This is a genomic window from Planotetraspora phitsanulokensis, assembly GCF_016863295.1.
Classification (GTDB): Bacteria; Actinomycetota; Actinomycetes; order Streptosporangiales; family Streptosporangiaceae; genus Planotetraspora; species Planotetraspora phitsanulokensis.
Genome location: NZ_BOOP01000011.1, coordinates 96,220 through 109,928, shown reverse-complemented (window position 1 = coordinate 109,928; position 13,709 = coordinate 96,220). Strand labels below are relative to the sequence as shown.

The following is a 13,709-nucleotide window of genomic DNA, read 5'->3' as shown; positions in this document are numbered from 1 at the left end:
TGTTCTATGGCCGCGCCGCCCGTTGTGGACATCCCTCAGATCGACGAGCAGCTGGCCGTGGACCTTGCTAACGGGCTGGCGGCAGTGGAGAAGATGCTCCGGTCGTCCGTCGAGAGCGAGGACGCCTTCGTCACGGAGGCGTCCAAGCATCTCATCGAGGCGGGCGGCAAGCGTTTCCGCGCCACGTTGATGCTCCTGGCCGCGCAGTTCGGCAATCCCGACGCCCCCGGCGTGGTGGCCGGGGCCGTCGTGATCGAACTGACTCACCTGGCCACCCTGTACCACGACGACGTCATGGACGAGGCGCCCGTACGCCGGGGCACCCCCTCGGCCAACGCCCGGTGGGACAACACCATCGCGATTCTGACCGGCGACTATCTCTTCGCCCAGGCGTCGGAGATCCTCGCCGACCTGGGAACCGAGCTCATCCGGATCCAGGCGCGCACCTTCTCCCGCCTGGTGCGGGGCCAGATCCAGGAGACCCTCGGTCCGGCCGAAGGGACCGACCCCGTCTCGCACTACATCCAGGTGCTGACCGACAAGACCGGGTCGCTGATCGCCACCTCGGGCCAGTTCGGGGCCCTGCTGTCCGGCGCCCCGCCGGAGGTGGTCGAGCGGCTGACCGACGCCTGTGAGGCCATCGGCGTGGCCTGGCAGCTCGGAGACGACCTCATCGACGTGGCGGCGCCCACCTCCGACTCGGGGAAGACCCCGGGAACCGACCTGCGCGAGGGCGTCCGCACTCTTCCCGTCCTCTACGCGCTGGCCTCCGAGGACCCGGCGGACGCCCGGCTGCGCACGCTGCTGTCCGGCGCCGTGCGGGAGGAGGACGTCGAGGAGACGCTGACGCTCCTGCGGAGCAACCCGGCCATGGAGCAGGCCCGCAAGGAGCTCATCAGGTGGACCGACCGCGCCAAGGCCGCCCTGGCCGGGCTGCCTGACATCCCGGCGCGGGCGGCTCTTCTGGCCCTGTGCGACTACGTGGTCGAGCGGTCCGGCTGATCATCCTGGAACCGGTCAGCGGCCGGCGAGGAGCTCGACGACCGGGGCGAACGCCTGGGCGAAGACGCCGTTGACGGTGACGTAGGAGATCCCGAACTCGTCGCGGCGGCGCAGCAGCGTGTCGGCCATCTCGCGGGGCGAGCCGTCCAGCACGGCCAGCGAGCCGGGCCCCGCCCCGTGGAGCAACGGCCGCAGCCACGGCGGCGGATCCGAGCCGACCAGGTGGACGTTGCTGCTCAGCTCGATCTCGCCGAACCGGTCACCCGCCTTCTCCTCGAGGACGGCGAGTGGCCGGTGGAGGGCGTGCGGAGCGGTCGCCGGATGGAGGGCGAACGTGACGATGTCGGCCTCTCTGGCGGCGAGGGTGAGCATGCGTTCCCCGGCCGCGGCCAGCAGGACGGGAGGCCCCTCCTTCTGCACCGCCCCGGTGAACCGCGCGGATCCGCCGAACGCCGTGCGGACCTCGGTGATCAGCTCCTCCACCTGGGAGAGGCGTTCCCCGGCTGAGCCGTACGGCATGCCGAGGAACTCGGTGTCGGCACGAGCGTCGGCGCGTCCGGTTCCGATCCCGAGATCGAGCCTGCCTCCTGAGAGGAAGTCGAGCCCGGCCAACTCCCACGCGAGCTGCCGGGGGCGGCGGTAGGGCACGCTCAGCACGAACGTGCTCAGGCGCAGCGTGGTGGTCGCGCCGGCAGCCGCGGCGAGGGCGAGGAGCGGGGGCAGGGTGCCGAGCGTGTCGGGCACGAGGAGGGTCGAATAGCCGAGATCCTCGGCCTGACGTGCGAGGCCCGTCCAGCTCTGGGCGTCCGGCGCGAAGCCCGCCACGACGCCGAAACGGAAATGCTTGGTCATGAGGCCGATCCTCGCCGGATGCGGCCGTTGCGTCGTCGGTTCGGGGGAGACGAAATTCCTACTCCCCAGGGCGTACGGCGTCAGACGGTCTCGAGGGCGGGAGCCGTACGGGCCTGGCGGCGGGTGGCCCGGGCGGCGCGGAAGCCGTCCCAGGTGAAGACGGCGAGCGCGAGCCACACGACGGTGAATCCGACCCACCGGCTCGCGGGCATGGTCTCGTGGGCGATCAGCACGCCGCAGAGGAACTGCAGGACCGGCGCGATGTACTGGAGCACCCCGATGACGGTGAGCGGGACCCGGATCGCCGAGGCGGTGAAGGCCAGCAGCGGGACGGCGGTGACGACGCCCGCGCCCACGAGGAGCGCCGCGTGCCCGAGACCGTGATGGCCGAACGTGGCGGTGCCGTTCACCTCGAGGACGGTCAGGTAGACGAGTGCGGGGACGAGGAGCACGAGCGTCTCGACGGTCAGGCTTTCGGCGCTGCCGACCTGCGCCGACTTCTTGACCAGGCCGTATGTGCCGAAGCTCATCGCGAGGACGATGGCGATCCAGGGGAGACGGCCGTAGTCGATGGCGAGGATGATTACGGACGCCCCGCCGAGCCCCACGGCGGCCCACTGCCACGGGCGCAGGCGTTCGCGGAAGATGAGGACGCCGAAGAGCACGCTGACGAGGGGGTTGATGAAGTAGCCGAGAGCGCCTTCCACCACGTGCCCGCTGTTGACGGCGTAGATGTAGGTGCCCCAGTTGATGGAGATCGTGATGGCGGCGACGGTGAGCAGGACGAACTGGCGGCGGGTCAGCGTGCGCAACCACGTCCAGTGGCGCCTGACGGCCAGCACCGCGACCACTGCGACAAGGGACCAGACCATCCGGTGGGCCAGAATCTCGACGGCGCCGGACGGCTTCAGCAGCGGCCAGTAGAGCGGAAAGAGGCCCCACATGACATAAGCGGCGATGCCGTACAGGATCCCCCGGCGCTCTTCATGCATGTCCCAATTTTTGCTGACACTAGGATTTAATACAAATAAGTATTTCTATGTCCGGTTCTTAAGGGCTGCTTACGGCAGGAACAACGCGACCCCCTGTCTGGTTGGGACAGTCAGAGCGGATGGAGGTTCGACATGGGCTGGCTCTTCGGCCGGAACAAGACATCGATGGTGGACCCCTCGGAGGCGCTGCCAGGCCGTTCTGCGGCGATGCCGGTGGCCGGACGCCACGTGGTGCTGGACGCGCCGCTGGCGGCGCCGTACCCGGACGGCACGGAGATCGTGGAGTTCGGACTGGGCTGCTTCTGGGGAGCGGAGCGCAAGTTCTGGCAGACGCCGGGGGTCGTGTCCACGTCGGTCGGATACGAGGGTGGATACACCACGAATCCCTCCTACGAGGAGGTATGTACCGGGATGACCGGGCACGCCGAGGTCGTCAGGGTGGTGTTCGACCCGTCCAAGGTCTCCTACGAGGAGCTCCTCAAGGTCTTCTGGGAGGAGCACGACCCGACCCAGGGGATGCGCCAGGGGAACGACGTCGGCACGCAGTACCGGTCGGTCATCTACACCCACGGTCCTGAGCAGGCGAAGGCGGCTCAGGCGTCCAAGGACGCGTACCAGGACGTGCTGACCAAGGCCGGGTACGGCCAGATCACCACCGAGATCGCCCCTGCCGGCGAGTTCTACTTCGCCGAGGACTACCACCAGCAGTACCTGTACAAGGTCCCCAACGGATACTGCGGAATCGGCGGAACGGGCGTCGCCTGCCCGGTCGGCCTGACCACCGGCGAGGCGTGAGGTCTGTTGCACTTAGGAAGGAACCGGCGTTCGAGGAATGACGCCGGTTCCTCGCACTCATGGCTGTTCAGGGTGGGCGCGGGCCAGTGACCTCTGGGGTCCTCGGCGTACACTCGTGCCATGACCGCCGCTCCCGAAGAGTACGAGGACATGCACAGGCTGGTCGACCAGTTGACGCCTGACCAGCTGCGAGAGGTGCGCGCCCACACGCTTCGTCTGGTCCATTCTTCGGACGGCGCACAGGGTGAGAGTTGGCCACCCGCCTGGTTCGGGTCGATCACCACGGAGCACGACGATATCGCCGAACGCACTGAGGAGATCTTGCGCGAGGGGTACGGTCGTGAAGCGTGATCGTCGTCGACACCGGTCCGATCGTTGCTGCCGCAATCGCCAACGATCGTAAGCATCGAGCCTGCACGACGGTCTTCCAGCGGCTCCATCAGGACCGGCGCGAGCTTCTCGTTCCAAGCTTTGTAGCGGCGGAAGCGTGTTACATGCTCGGGAAGCTCGGCAGTCCCAAGGTGGAGGCCGGCTTCCTGCGTTCGCTGGAGGCCGGGATCTTCACGCTGATCGAGTTGACCGAGACGGACCTATTGCGTATTGCCAGTTTGGTTGAGCGCTATTCCGATCTTCCGCTCGGATCCGCTGACGCGTCGGTGGTCGCTATCGCGGAGCGCCTCCGGATCCCTGAGGTGCTCACCCTTGATGCGAGGGACTTCTCGGTGGTGCGGCCGGCCCATGTGCCCGCATTCGTTCTCTTGCCCGCTTAAGCGATGACCTCAGGAGATTTATTGCGCCGGGGGAAGGCCTATCACCAGCAGTACCTGTACAAGGTCCCAACGGATACTGCGGAATCGGCGGAACGGGCGTCGCCTGCCCGGTCGGCCTGACCACCGGCGAGGCGTAACCTCTCCGAGCATCTCTGGCCCTCGATCACCCGGCTTGCTGGCCCGCGATCGAGGGCCAGAGCCGTTTCGGCGACTGATCAGTCGCCGGGCAAGATCGTTGTCCCTTGGGTAGGTGACGAGGGGCAACGACTAAATAGTCCCGCTGATCAAGTGTCGCGACTTCGCGAAGGTCGAAGCGCTCGGCCAAGGCGATCACGCAGGCGTCGACCGCTTGGAGCCGCAGTGACGCCTAAGCCGAGAGCAATTCGGACATTCGACGATAGTCGTGTGGTGTTACCTCGATCACCCGGAGTTCGTCATCGGCGATTGCCGCGCAGAACTCGGTAGAAAGGGCGGAACTGCCACGCCGAACTGCATACGAGAGCAGGTGACAAGGGGTCCCGTGTCGCAGAGGATCACGCTGTGGCCGCTCCGCCTGGTTCCTCGTGGTGAGGATAAGTGAGGTAGTGGTTGTGGCGGGCGCCGAGGTCCGACGGCCCTTGGAGCGCGCCGACCAGTGCGACGAGGTGCCGCGGAAGCTGCACCTCGTCGAGTGCCTCTGAATCACGCGGGGTCTCGTCGTCGAACGCCATGCTTCAAATGTAAGGGGCGGTCAGTCAGGAGGCCCGGCTCTTCAACGGCTCGGGTGTGCAGGAATTATGGCCAGGAGTGAACCGCTACTCACCCGGCCCGCCGGCCCCCGATTGAGGGCCATCTGGTCATCCCTCGGCAGAGACGCCCCGGCGGCGGCACACGCCAGGACATCTCCGCCGAGAGGATGTCTTCATGGCGTCCCAGAGTCAGACGCCGGGGCGCACGGCGGCGACGAAGCTGCTGCTCCAGTAACCGCTGAGGCTGTCGATCCTGACCACCGCACCGGTATGGGGGGCGGCGATCACCTTGTCGTGGCCTAAGTACATGCCCACATGGCCGCCGCTGTCGGTGAAGATGAGGTCGCCAGGCTCGAGATGCGATAGGGAGACCTTCTTCTTGACGGCGCTGAGCATCGACCACGTCGTGCGGGGGAGTGCGACGCCGGCCTTGCGCCAGGCGAACTGGACCAGCCCCGAGCAGTCGAACGCCCCTGGGCCCGTGGCGCCCCACACGTAGGGATCGCCGAGTTGATTTCTCGCCACCTCGATGGCGCGCTTGGCCTTCGCCTGCTGGAGAGCGGACTTGGTGGGCTTCATGGTCGCGGAGGCTTCCGCCATAAGCGCCACGAGAGCCTTGTAGGTGTTCGGGGTGGCCTCCGCAACGGGTGGTGCGGCGGGCTCAGGTGGGATGACCGTCGATGCCGGGGGTGTGACTGTCGCTGTCCCCGAATCGGCGGCCGCAGGCAGTGCGCTGGATGCCCCTATAGAGGCAGTGAGCGCGGCGCTGCTGAGCGCGACGCAGGCAATGCGGAACAGGGTGGTGGGGTTGGTAGACAGGGGGGTCTCCTTGGGGTCTTCCGCTTGCGCCTACCGGGTTAGCTGACGGATTCGGGCAGGGAAGTTGCCCTACGGCGCTTGGCGCGCCGATTCACCCCAGACCTTCATCGAAGGTCGACTGGTTCCCCGGCTCCGTGCGTCCTTGCTGCACGGATTCGGCAGATCACCGGCGCCTAGGGGGGCGGAGAGGACGTGGCGACGGTGACAGTGGTGTTCATTTCAAGCACGGCCGGCTGGCCGGGTTCCGCGATAGCGGCGCCACGGGGACGCCGCTGCGGGGCAAGGAAAGTACCAAATTTACGCATATCGCCGCAAAGGGTGTGAAACGGTAAAGATCGCCCAAAAAGGATCAGGCGGTGCAAAATTGCAGGTCAGGGCACCTCTTGGCTGCGAATGTGATGCTCGTCACATGCACTCGGAGAGCCTCTTCCTCGCCACGAGTGGAGTTCTATACGCACAGGTGCGGTGTGCCGACCGGCATGGCGAGCTGCCGGGGCGGCGACAGCTCGTTGCTACCAACCGTCTGTCGCGGCGAAGGTGTCCCATCGGCGCTTGCGTTTATTTCGTTTGTTGCGGATACTGCAAATAGGAGGTATTAGCGGTGACTGACGTCCAGGCCAAGCGGGTTCAGCCCGGGAGCATCGATGCCGAGATAGCTGGTCGCGCCGTGCGCCGGATCAAGGACTACCTCATGCGGTATCCCGAGCGGTCGACCATTCAAGTCGCCGGCGAGCATGGGGGCGAGGACCCGTTGGTCTTGCCCCGCGAAGCCGTGAGTCTCCTCGCCTTCATTCTTGCCCAGGCGGCCGAAGGGCGAGGCGTAACGGTCATCCCCTCTCATGCTGAGCTCACGACACAGCAGGCAGCGGACATGCTGAACGTCTCGCGCCCCTATCTGATCAAGCTTCTGGAGGCTGGGGAAATCCCCTTCCGCTTGATCGGCAAGCATCGGCGCATCACGTACGAGGATCTTCAGGAGTACAGGCGCCGCGATGACGCCAAGCGGCGTACAGCTGCCGACCAACTTGCCGTGCTAGGCGAAGAGCTGGGCATCTGAGCATGGGCTTCGTGGTGGTCTACGACGCGAATGTGCTCTATGGCAACACACTCCGCGACCTGCTCATTCGCATGGCTATGACGGGACGACTCCAGGCCAAGTGGACCAACAGGATCCTCGACGAAATGCAGCGTAACCTTGCGGCCAATCGTCCTGACATCCCGGAAGAGAAGCTGGGCAAGCTCCGCATCCTTATGAACTCCGCTGTCCGGGATTGCCTGGTAGAGGGATACGAGCCGCTTGTTGAGGGACTGAAACTTCCAGACGCAGACGACCGGCACGTTCTTGCTGCGGCGATCAAAGCGAGGGCACAGATCATCGTCACTTCTAACCTCAGGGACTTTCCTCCAGAACATCTGGCGTCCTGGGACATTGAGGCAAGGTCTCCTGATGACTTCGTGCTGGACCAGATCGACCTTGACGGACGAGTCGTCTGGGCTTGTGTGCAGCAGATCGCGGACTCACGTATCAGCCCGCCGGAGATCGTGGACGATGTGCTCGACGCTTTGGAGAAAGTCGGCCTCGTCGAGTCGGTCGCTGCGCTTCGGGCTGGTTAGGCGGTCGCCGGGGCTCGGAGGCGGGATCTATTGCCTGAGGCGAACCGCTACCACCAGCAGTACCTGTACAAGGTCCCCAACGGATACTGCGGAATCGGCGGAACGGGTGTCGCCTGCCCGGTCGGCGACCACCGTCGAGGCGTAACCTCTCCGAGCATCTCTGGCCCTCGATCACCCGGCTCGCCGGTCCCCGATCGAGGGCCAGAGCCGTTTCGGCGACGACTCTCTGTACAGGGTCAAGGCGACGGCGCTCCGCGTCGCCGCAGTGGCCCAGCGCCCGCCCGCCGTCCGGGCGTGCGGCTCTTCGGCCGGTCCCGGCCGCCGGCAGCTCGGGCCGCGCGAACGAACGTCACTCAAGCTTGGAAGCCCGTAGCCGCAACCGCCCGTCCAATCGGGCTTTCACGCCAGTCGCGCACGTAGACCCCGACCTGGATTCGCCGATCAGCGCCGACTTCTGTGACCTTCGGCGGGACCGAACGTCGTACCTTGCCGCGCGCATCGACAGGTTCGAGCTCGCTGCGGCTGAAGACCATCACATCGAGCGGAACCAGACCCCCGAGCTTGTCCCTCCGCACCTCGACCAGATCGGACCACTTGACGGAGATCTTGTAAGCGTCCCGTTGCGCAGTCATCCCATCCTCGTGAACCGTCAGAGATCGACGCCTCATCCGAGAGGCCACCAACCCGAAGGTGAGGAGCGCACCGACCACCGCGCCGAAGACCGAACGCGACAAGGCCGCGAAGACGAGTCCGAAAAGCGCGGGAAAGACCAGGCTCGATAGGAGGACCAGAGACCAACGGGGGCGATACGTCGTCTGCACGAGCAAAAAGTACCGCCAACACGAAAGCGGACCAGCAGGGGCGCTCCGGCTCCGGGGTGATCAGTCAGGGGTTCGCGCATCCGCGTGCCGACCACTGGTGCCAAAGCATTCATGACGAGGGATGCTGACCGAACCCCGCAGCGAAACTGCCCGAATCAACGACAGTTTCGCCCGCTATGTTCGCTGGGTGATCGAAGAGTTGATGCCGTCACCTAGACGCGCTCACCCTGCTTCCCGGGCAGCTCTGAAAGATCGAGTCGTCCGATAGGGGTATTGCGTACCGATGGGTACCAGCGTCAAGCTATGTGACCCGTCAGAGGGCGGCGAACGCTGCTATGGAAGCAGTTGAAGAGCGGCGACGTGGAGGGGGCGCACGACACTGAAGTGGCGGTGATCCAGAGTCGCAACCGCGGGGAGCCCGAGCCGCTCAGCGATCGCGATCACAGATGCGTCGACTGCCCCCAAGGGGAGGTCCTTATACAGTCGCACGAGTTCCGCGATGCGCGTGATGTCCTTCGGCTCCACGGCGATCAACTCCAGTTCGCCGCTGTCAATGGAGCCGAGGAATGCGGCCTCCGCGAGAGCGCCTCGGTACTTCTCGACGAGCCAGCACACTTCCACCATCACGGTCACGGGAACCAGCAGCGGTCCTGAAGCGGTTTGCAGGAGCTCAGAACAACGCACATGGTCCTTGTCGTCGGCGTCCAGAGCCGCGACCAGCGGGCCCGTATCGAGAAGGATCGTCACACCGGACGATTCAACCCCTCGCGGAGGATCTCTTCATGGTGTTCGGCCAGATCGCCGACTCCGGAGTTCATGGTGCCGATGAATGACAACCGCCGCCGACCGCTTCGGTCGGTGTCTGGCTGATCCAGGCTCTCATTGGCCTCCACCAGCCGGAGAGCGACGGCACGTAGATCGCGCGCCTGGTCAGGGCTCAGCCTGTCCACCAAGGCGTGTAGATCCTCGTAATCATGCGCCGCGGTCATGCTCACAGTGTACGTCGCCGTGGTTTCCGAACCAGGAGATCTTGTCTCCTCGTAGCATGATCGCCCGCTGTCTTGATTGGCCGTTGCGGCCCCGTTGGCACCAGCGTCAAGCTAGATGACCCGTCTGGGCAGAGTCTGGATCCCTGGGTATCTGGGAGTGCACGGAGACACTGGTCGCCGCCCGGACGAAGGCAGCGAGAGCCAGCGATTGGCTCTGCTCCGGCCAGGCGATCATCATCGTGGTCGGTGGCGCATCGAGAACAGGCACACACACGACGTCGCCGCCCACGTAGCCACGAGCGGACTCCGGCAGGATGGCGATGGTCCGCCCCATGGCGATGAGTTGCATCAGTTGTCCGGCGTCACGCACTTCGGGGCCTTTGGCATCGTCCTGAAGCAGGCCCGCCCAGCGCGGCATGACCTCGCCGTCCAGGTCCGCCAAGGTCACCGCTGTTCTTCCGGCCAACCGGTGCCGCGCCGGCAATACCACAACCTGTCCCTCGACCAGCAAGTCCTCAGAGTCGAGCCCGGTCAGGTCAGGCCGTCCATGCAGCAGCCCGATGTCGGCGAAGCCGCCACGCAGCAGGGCCGTCTGCTCGCCGAAGCCGCAAAACAGCACGTCCACTGCGATCGCCTCTGGTTCCCTCTCATAGGCGGCCAGGATTTCCGGCAACATGCCGCCGTCACCGACGGCCTTCGTCACTAGGACCAGCCTGTGATCCTCTTGGCCCGCTCGCTGGGTACGACGAGCAGCCGCTGCCAGGCCTTCCAGGGCTCTCCTGCCTTCGTGGAGCAGCACCTGACCCGCCGCTGTGAGAGTGACCTTTCTGCTGGTTCGCTCCAGTAACAAAACACCCAGGCGACGTTCGAGTTGCTTGATGGTTCTGGACAAGGGCGGCTGCGCGATGCCGAGGCGTTGTGCTGCCCGGCTGAAGTTCAGCTCCTCGGCGACCGCCACGAAATAGGCAAGCTCGCGAGCTTCCAGCCCATCCATACCTCTAGGGTATGGCTCGTGATCGAGCTGGTCATGGTGTTTGGCCACCCACACGTGATGCAGTCTGATCATGACACACGACACGGTGTCCACCCCCAACGTCGCCCTGGTGACCGGGGCGAACAAGGGGATCGGATACGAGATCGCCGCTCAGCTCGCTGATCTGGGCATGACGGTGCTGCTCGCGGCCAGGGGCTCGAACCGGGGCCACAAAGCGGCCGATGCGTTGCGATCCACCGGCGGCGACGCCTACCCGATCACGCTCGACGTCACCCTCCCGGCCTCGGCCGTGGCCGCCGCCGCACAGATCGAGCAGCGATTCGGCCACCTCGATGTATTGATCAATAATGCCGGGATCTCGGGGAGCGTTTTCCATCAGTCACCTGGTACGGCCGGCCTCGACACGGTACGAGCGGTGTTCGATACCAACGTTTTCGGTGTGATCACGGTGACCGACGCCATGCTGCCTCTCCTGGCGCGCTCCCCCGCACCGCGGATCGTCAACGTCTCCAGCACCGTCGGATCGCTGACCGCCCTTGGCCTGGCTTCCAGGATCAGTCGCGTACGCCCCCTCCAAGACCGCGCTCAACGCACTGACCGTGCAGTACGCCAAGGACCTTCGCGAGGCCGGAGTCCTGGTCAATGCCGCCGATCCGGGCGGTTGCGACACCGACCTCACGAGGCCGACGGGATTACCCGTCCACCGCGCTCCCGTCCAGGGCGCGGCGATAGCCGTACGGCTGGCGACCCTCGGGCCCGATGGTCCTACAGGCGGTTTCTTCAACGACGACGGCCGGATGGCGTGGTGAGTCGCTGTAGCGATGCGCCCCACAGCGGAGGTGAGGGAAATGATGGAGAGGTACTGGCGTCCCGGCTGGCTCACCGTACGGGTGGTCAACCCGGTGATTCGGCGGCTGGGAACAGTCACCACGCTTGAGGTCGTGCGACGCCAGACCGGCACCCCTCAGCTCGTGCCGGTGAACGTCCTCGAACTCGGCGGCGACCGTTACCTGGTCTCCATGCGAGGTCAGACACATTGGGTGCGCAACCTCCGTGCCACTGGCCGCTGCCACCTGCAAAGGGGTGGTCGGCGGCGCGCGTACCTGGCGGCGGAGCTGTCCGGAGAGCAACTGTCACACATCATCGCCGCCTACAGGGATCGATGGCAGGTACAACGCTTCTTTGACAAAATGCCTGATCCGACCGACCATCCGGCCTTCCGCCTTTATCCGGTCGAAAACGTATCTGTGGAGCCAGGGATTGAACCCCAGACTCTTTGATGCTTCGTACCGGCCAGATCTGTTGCCATCGGCAAACCGCTACCACCAGCAGTACCTGTACAAGGTCCCCAAACGGCTACTGCGGGATCGGCGGCACCAGCGTCAAGCTATGTGACCCTTCGGCATGACGCCCGGAAGGTAGTGATCTTTTCGGAGGAGCCGAGTGGCTCACTGGGCTGGAAGTCCCGGGTCGTGGGCCCTCCTGCTGGTAGCGGCCTTCTGGCTAGGCTCGATGCATGAGCGTGATGCGCGAGGAACTCCACCATCTGGTGGATCGGTTGCCCGAGGAGAAGGTCGCCCCTCTCCTGCGCCTCGTTCGTGATCAGCTCAACGAGGAGCCGGCGATTCGTGATCTGCCCTTCATCGGCATGCTGGAAGCAGAACCAGATTTCGCGGAACGGTCAGAGGAGATGCTCCGCTCGGAGGGCAATCACTCTTCGTGATCGTCGTTGACTCGTCCATTGGTAGCAGCGATCAACGTCCAGGATGACCACCACGCCTCCTGCGCTCACCTGCTTCGCTCCCATCCTGGCCCGCTGTTGGTTCCCGCGACGGTCGTCACCGAAGTCTGCCAACTGGTCGAGAAGCGACAAGGAAGCAAGGCGGAAGCCGCCTTCTGCTTCCCGGGCAGCTTTGAAAGATCGAGTCGTCCGATGGGGGCGTTGCGTACCTATGGAACGGGTGTTGCCTGCTCGGTCGGCCCTTCCCGCTTAGGCGATGACCCCAGGAGACCTCAGTCAGAGCCAGGGCGCGTATCGGGTTGTGATCAAGGGGTGGTCCGGGTGAGGTCGTTGAACCAGATCATCGCGGCGCGAAGGCGGAGGCCGGCGAGGTAGCTCGCGGGGGCCTTGTCGTACTGAGTGGCGATGCCTCGCCAGGCCTTGAGCTTGTTGATCAGGCGCTTGAACGGTGTTCCGTTCCTTGTAGAGGTCGCGTCGGGCAACTGCCGAAACTTCGGTGGGTCGGCCCTGCTTGCGGGCGTGCCGAAATGCCGGAAAACCCGGGAGGCGCCACGTCCTAAGGCGCTGGCTTGTCGGGCTTACCCGGCGGCCGGTGCTCCGCAGCGATGCCGATGTGGCGGGGCTCGGCCGGGCGAGACTCCACGCCGTGGTAGGTCGCAGTCCCCAGACGGATGACTGTCTCTGGGGGCTGCTGTTCCGTGTCCTCCTGGGCCTGCGGCCGTTCGAGGTCGGCAGCCGGGACCAGGGCCACGATGGGCTTTCCGTGCCGGGTCATAACGATGCGCTCCCCGCCATACGCGACACGGTTCACCAGCTCGGCGAAGACGGCGCGGGCTTGCGTGACAGGGATCTCTTCCGCCATGGCTCCAACATAGCAGTCCGTATGTAATGTACGTTCTATATATTCTGTACAGAACGGAGCCGCTCATGATCCGCCCTGCCAGTCGCCATGTCCTGCCGGAGGTCGTTGAAAGGACCAGCCACGGCACGATCGTGATGGATCCCTACTCCAAACTCCTGGCAGGAAGGATCATCTTTCTCGGCACCCCGATCGACGACGCCAGCGCCAACGACGTGATGGCGCAGATGCTCTATCTCGACTACGACAACCCCGAGCGGGACATTTCGCTTTACATCAACTCCCCTGGCGGCTCGTTCACCGCGATGATGTCGATCTACGACACCATGCAATACGTCGCCGCGGACGTGGAGACCGTCTGTATGGGTCAGGCCGCCTCTGCCGCGGCCGTCCTGCTGGCGGCCGGAACCCCCGGCAAGCGGCTGGCCCTGCCGCGCTCGCGCGTCCTCGTCCACCAGCCCTCCAGCGAGGGGCAGGGACAGTTCAGCGACCTGGAGATCCACGCTCGGGAGCTCTTGCGAGCGCGGGCGCTCACGGAAACACTGCTCGCCAAGCACACGGGGCAGAGCGAGGAGTGTGTCCGGCGTGACATCGAGCGGGACAAGATCCTTAACGCGAACGAGGCCGTCGCCTACGGCATCGTCGACGCGATGGTCGACTCCCGTAAGACGGTCCCGATCTGGTGAAGTGTCGGTGACGGGCCGCGCGCCCGGCGGGTGCCTGGCTCCGTGCG

General features: G+C 65.3%; 19 protein-coding genes, 4 pseudogenes and 1 riboswitch. Of the genes and pseudogenes, 13 read left to right on the top strand and 10 right to left on the bottom strand.

Annotated features, from left to right (window positions below; all coding sequences use genetic code 11):
* Nucleotides 1-6 precede the first annotated feature (6 nt).
* Nucleotides 7-1,002 carry a polyprenyl synthetase family protein gene (locus Pph01_RS14740; RefSeq protein ID WP_204073644.1) on the top strand — a complete coding sequence of 332 codons (996 nt, stop codon included), beginning with the start codon at nucleotides 7-9 and terminating at the stop codon, nucleotides 1,000-1,002.
* Between the two features lie 15 nt (nucleotides 1,003-1,017).
* Here Pph01_RS14740 and Pph01_RS14735 read toward each other — a convergent pair whose 3' ends face one another.
* Together Pph01_RS14735 and rarD are read right to left on the bottom strand one after the other, a co-directional pair.
* Complete coding sequence (locus Pph01_RS14735) at nucleotides 1,018-1,854, bottom strand: LLM class flavin-dependent oxidoreductase (RefSeq protein ID WP_204073643.1); 837 nt, start codon at nucleotides 1,852-1,854, stop codon at nucleotides 1,018-1,020.
* Nucleotides 1,855-1,934: 80 nt separating this feature from the next.
* Nucleotides 1,935-2,846 carry an EamA family transporter RarD gene (gene rarD, locus Pph01_RS14730; protein ID WP_204073642.1) on the bottom strand — a complete coding sequence of 304 codons (912 nt, stop codon included), beginning with the start codon at nucleotides 2,844-2,846 and terminating at the stop codon, nucleotides 1,935-1,937.
* 132 nt (nucleotides 2,847-2,978) lie between these two features.
* Here rarD and msrA point away from each other — a divergent pair, with 132 nt between their 5' ends.
* From msrA to Pph01_RS43830, 4 genes and pseudogenes are all read left to right on the top strand, one after another.
* Entirely contained in the window at nucleotides 2,979-3,641 is a 663-nt protein-coding gene (gene msrA, locus Pph01_RS14725; protein WP_204073641.1) for a peptide-methionine (S)-S-oxide reductase MsrA, read from the top strand.
* A 120-nt stretch (nucleotides 3,642-3,761) separates the two neighbouring features.
* Nucleotides 3,762-3,992 (top strand): hypothetical protein, encoded by a 231-nt coding sequence (locus Pph01_RS14720; protein ID WP_204073640.1) that lies wholly within the window; start codon nucleotides 3,762-3,764, stop codon nucleotides 3,990-3,992.
* On the top strand, nucleotides 3,989-4,411 hold the full coding sequence (locus tag Pph01_RS14715; protein ID WP_204073639.1) for a type II toxin-antitoxin system VapC family toxin: 423 nt from the start codon (nucleotides 3,989-3,991) through the stop codon (nucleotides 4,409-4,411). The genes Pph01_RS14720 and Pph01_RS14715 overlap by 4 nt, the downstream gene beginning before the upstream one ends.
* A gap of 39 nt (nucleotides 4,412-4,450) precedes the next feature.
* Nucleotides 4,451-4,548: pseudogene (locus tag Pph01_RS43830) on the top strand (peptide-methionine (S)-S-oxide reductase MsrA); the annotation flags it as partial.
* Between the two features lie 396 nt (nucleotides 4,549-4,944).
* Here Pph01_RS43830 and Pph01_RS14710 read toward each other — a convergent pair.
* On the bottom strand, nucleotides 4,945-5,121 hold the full coding sequence (locus Pph01_RS14710; protein ID WP_204073638.1) for a globin family protein: 177 nt from the start codon (nucleotides 5,119-5,121) through the stop codon (nucleotides 4,945-4,947).
* Nucleotides 5,122-5,328: 207 nt separating this feature from the next.
* Entirely contained in the window at nucleotides 5,329-5,739 is a 411-nt protein-coding gene (locus Pph01_RS14705) for a C40 family peptidase (protein WP_204073637.1), read from the bottom strand.
* Nucleotides 5,740-5,970: 231 nt separating this feature from the next.
* Nucleotides 5,971-6,129, bottom strand: a riboswitch (cyclic di-AMP (ydaO/yuaA leader).
* A gap of 430 nt (nucleotides 6,130-6,559) precedes the next feature.
* On the opposite strand from Pph01_RS14705, the gene Pph01_RS14700 reads away from it, so the two are divergent.
* From Pph01_RS14700 to Pph01_RS42760, 3 genes and pseudogenes are all read left to right on the top strand, one after another.
* Complete coding sequence (locus Pph01_RS14700) at nucleotides 6,560-7,015, top strand: excisionase family DNA-binding protein (RefSeq protein ID WP_239116698.1); 456 nt, start codon at nucleotides 6,560-6,562, stop codon at nucleotides 7,013-7,015.
* A gap of 2 nt (nucleotides 7,016-7,017) precedes the next feature.
* Nucleotides 7,018-7,572, top strand: a complete 555-nt coding sequence (locus Pph01_RS14695) for a PIN domain-containing protein (protein ID WP_204073636.1) — start codon at nucleotides 7,018-7,020, stop codon at nucleotides 7,570-7,572.
* A gap of 39 nt (nucleotides 7,573-7,611) precedes the next feature.
* Nucleotides 7,612-7,698: pseudogene (locus tag Pph01_RS42760) on the top strand (peptide-methionine (S)-S-oxide reductase MsrA); the annotation flags it as partial.
* A gap of 227 nt (nucleotides 7,699-7,925) precedes the next feature.
* On the opposite strand, the gene Pph01_RS14690 reads toward Pph01_RS42760, so the two are convergent.
* The 4 genes from Pph01_RS14690 to Pph01_RS14675 all read right to left on the bottom strand — a co-directional run bounded on the left by Pph01_RS14690 (nucleotide 7,926) and on the right by Pph01_RS14675 (nucleotide 10,376).
* Nucleotides 7,926-8,393 (bottom strand): hypothetical protein, encoded by a 468-nt coding sequence (locus tag Pph01_RS14690; protein WP_204073635.1) that lies wholly within the window; start codon nucleotides 8,391-8,393, stop codon nucleotides 7,926-7,928.
* Nucleotides 8,394-8,726: 333 nt separating this feature from the next.
* A complete protein-coding gene (locus tag Pph01_RS14685) occupies nucleotides 8,727-9,140 on the bottom strand; it encodes a type II toxin-antitoxin system VapC family toxin (RefSeq protein ID WP_239116697.1) in 414 nt (137 codons plus the stop codon).
* The gene (locus Pph01_RS14680) at nucleotides 9,137-9,382 is read right to left on the bottom strand and encodes a hypothetical protein (protein ID WP_204073634.1); all 246 of its coding nucleotides are present in this window, start codon (nucleotides 9,380-9,382) and stop codon (nucleotides 9,137-9,139) included. Before Pph01_RS14680 ends, Pph01_RS14685 begins: the two co-directional genes overlap by 4 nt.
* Before the next feature lie 106 nt (nucleotides 9,383-9,488).
* The gene (locus Pph01_RS14675; protein ID WP_204073633.1) at nucleotides 9,489-10,376 is read right to left on the bottom strand and encodes a LysR family transcriptional regulator; all 888 of its coding nucleotides are present in this window, start codon (nucleotides 10,374-10,376) and stop codon (nucleotides 9,489-9,491) included.
* A gap of 70 nt (nucleotides 10,377-10,446) precedes the next feature.
* Between Pph01_RS14675 and Pph01_RS43570 the strand changes: the two are divergent.
* The 4 genes and pseudogenes from Pph01_RS43570 to Pph01_RS14660 all read left to right on the top strand — a co-directional run.
* Nucleotides 10,447-10,848 (top strand): annotated as a pseudogene (locus tag Pph01_RS43570) (SDR family NAD(P)-dependent oxidoreductase); the annotation flags it as partial.
* Between the two features lie 64 nt (nucleotides 10,849-10,912).
* Entirely contained in the window at nucleotides 10,913-11,185 is a 273-nt protein-coding gene (locus Pph01_RS43565; protein ID WP_308441894.1) for an SDR family NAD(P)-dependent oxidoreductase, read from the top strand.
* Nucleotides 11,186-11,224: 39 nt separating this feature from the next.
* Nucleotides 11,225-11,656, top strand: coding sequence for a nitroreductase family deazaflavin-dependent oxidoreductase (locus Pph01_RS14665; RefSeq protein ID WP_204073632.1), 432 nt, complete (start codon nucleotides 11,225-11,227; stop codon nucleotides 11,654-11,656).
* Between the two features lie 236 nt (nucleotides 11,657-11,892).
* Nucleotides 11,893-12,099, top strand: a complete 207-nt coding sequence (locus Pph01_RS14660; protein ID WP_204073631.1) for a hypothetical protein — start codon at nucleotides 11,893-11,895, stop codon at nucleotides 12,097-12,099.
* A 323-nt stretch (nucleotides 12,100-12,422) separates the two neighbouring features.
* On the opposite strand, the pseudogene Pph01_RS14655 reads toward Pph01_RS14660, so the two are convergent.
* Nucleotides 12,423-12,624 (bottom strand): annotated as a pseudogene (locus tag Pph01_RS14655) (hypothetical protein); the annotation flags it as partial.
* Nucleotides 12,625-12,673: 49 nt separating this feature from the next.
* Nucleotides 12,674-12,979: a type II toxin-antitoxin system Phd/YefM family antitoxin gene (locus Pph01_RS14650; protein ID WP_204073630.1), complete on the bottom strand. Its 306-nt coding sequence runs from the start codon at nucleotides 12,977-12,979 to the stop codon at nucleotides 12,674-12,676.
* Between the two features lie 65 nt (nucleotides 12,980-13,044).
* Between Pph01_RS14650 and Pph01_RS14645 the strand changes: the two genes are divergently transcribed.
* A complete protein-coding gene (locus Pph01_RS14645; RefSeq protein ID WP_239116696.1) occupies nucleotides 13,045-13,662 on the top strand; it encodes an ATP-dependent Clp protease proteolytic subunit in 618 nt (205 codons plus the stop codon).
* Nucleotides 13,663-13,709: the final 47 nt, after the last annotated feature.

Bases quoted from the DNA above. Each gene is read 5' to 3' on its own strand.
- Pph01_RS14740 (WP_204073644.1), top strand. From the start codon at position 7: ATGGCCGCGCCGCCCGTTGTGGACATCCCTCAGATCGACGAGCAGCTG.
- Pph01_RS14735 (WP_204073643.1), bottom strand. From the start codon at position 1,854: ATGACCAAGCATTTCCGTTTCGGCGTCGTGGCGGGCTTCGCGCCGGAC.
- rarD (WP_204073642.1), bottom strand. From the start codon at position 2,846: ATGCATGAAGAGCGCCGGGGGATCCTGTACGGCATCGCCGCTTATGTC.
- msrA (WP_204073641.1), top strand. From the start codon at position 2,979: ATGGGCTGGCTCTTCGGCCGGAACAAGACATCGATGGTGGACCCCTCG.
- Pph01_RS14720 (WP_204073640.1), top strand. From the start codon at position 3,762: ATGACCGCCGCTCCCGAAGAGTACGAGGACATGCACAGGCTGGTCGAC.
- Pph01_RS14710 (WP_204073638.1), bottom strand. From the start codon at position 5,121: ATGGCGTTCGACGACGAGACCCCGCGTGATTCAGAGGCACTCGACGAG.
- Pph01_RS14705 (WP_204073637.1), bottom strand. From the start codon at position 5,739: ATGGCGGAAGCCTCCGCGACCATGAAGCCCACCAAGTCCGCTCTCCAG.
- Pph01_RS14695 (WP_204073636.1), top strand. From the start codon at position 7,018: ATGGGCTTCGTGGTGGTCTACGACGCGAATGTGCTCTATGGCAACACA.
- Pph01_RS14680 (WP_204073634.1), bottom strand. From the start codon at position 9,382: ATGACCGCGGCGCATGATTACGAGGATCTACACGCCTTGGTGGACAGG.
- Pph01_RS14675 (WP_204073633.1), bottom strand. From the start codon at position 10,376: ATGGATGGGCTGGAAGCTCGCGAGCTTGCCTATTTCGTGGCGGTCGCC.
- Pph01_RS14665 (WP_204073632.1), top strand. From the start codon at position 11,225: ATGATGGAGAGGTACTGGCGTCCCGGCTGGCTCACCGTACGGGTGGTC.
- Pph01_RS14660 (WP_204073631.1), top strand. From the start codon at position 11,893: ATGAGCGTGATGCGCGAGGAACTCCACCATCTGGTGGATCGGTTGCCC.
- Pph01_RS14650 (WP_204073630.1), bottom strand. From the start codon at position 12,979: ATGGCGGAAGAGATCCCTGTCACGCAAGCCCGCGCCGTCTTCGCCGAG.
- Pph01_RS14645 (WP_239116696.1), top strand. From the start codon at position 13,045: ATGATCCGCCCTGCCAGTCGCCATGTCCTGCCGGAGGTCGTTGAAAGG.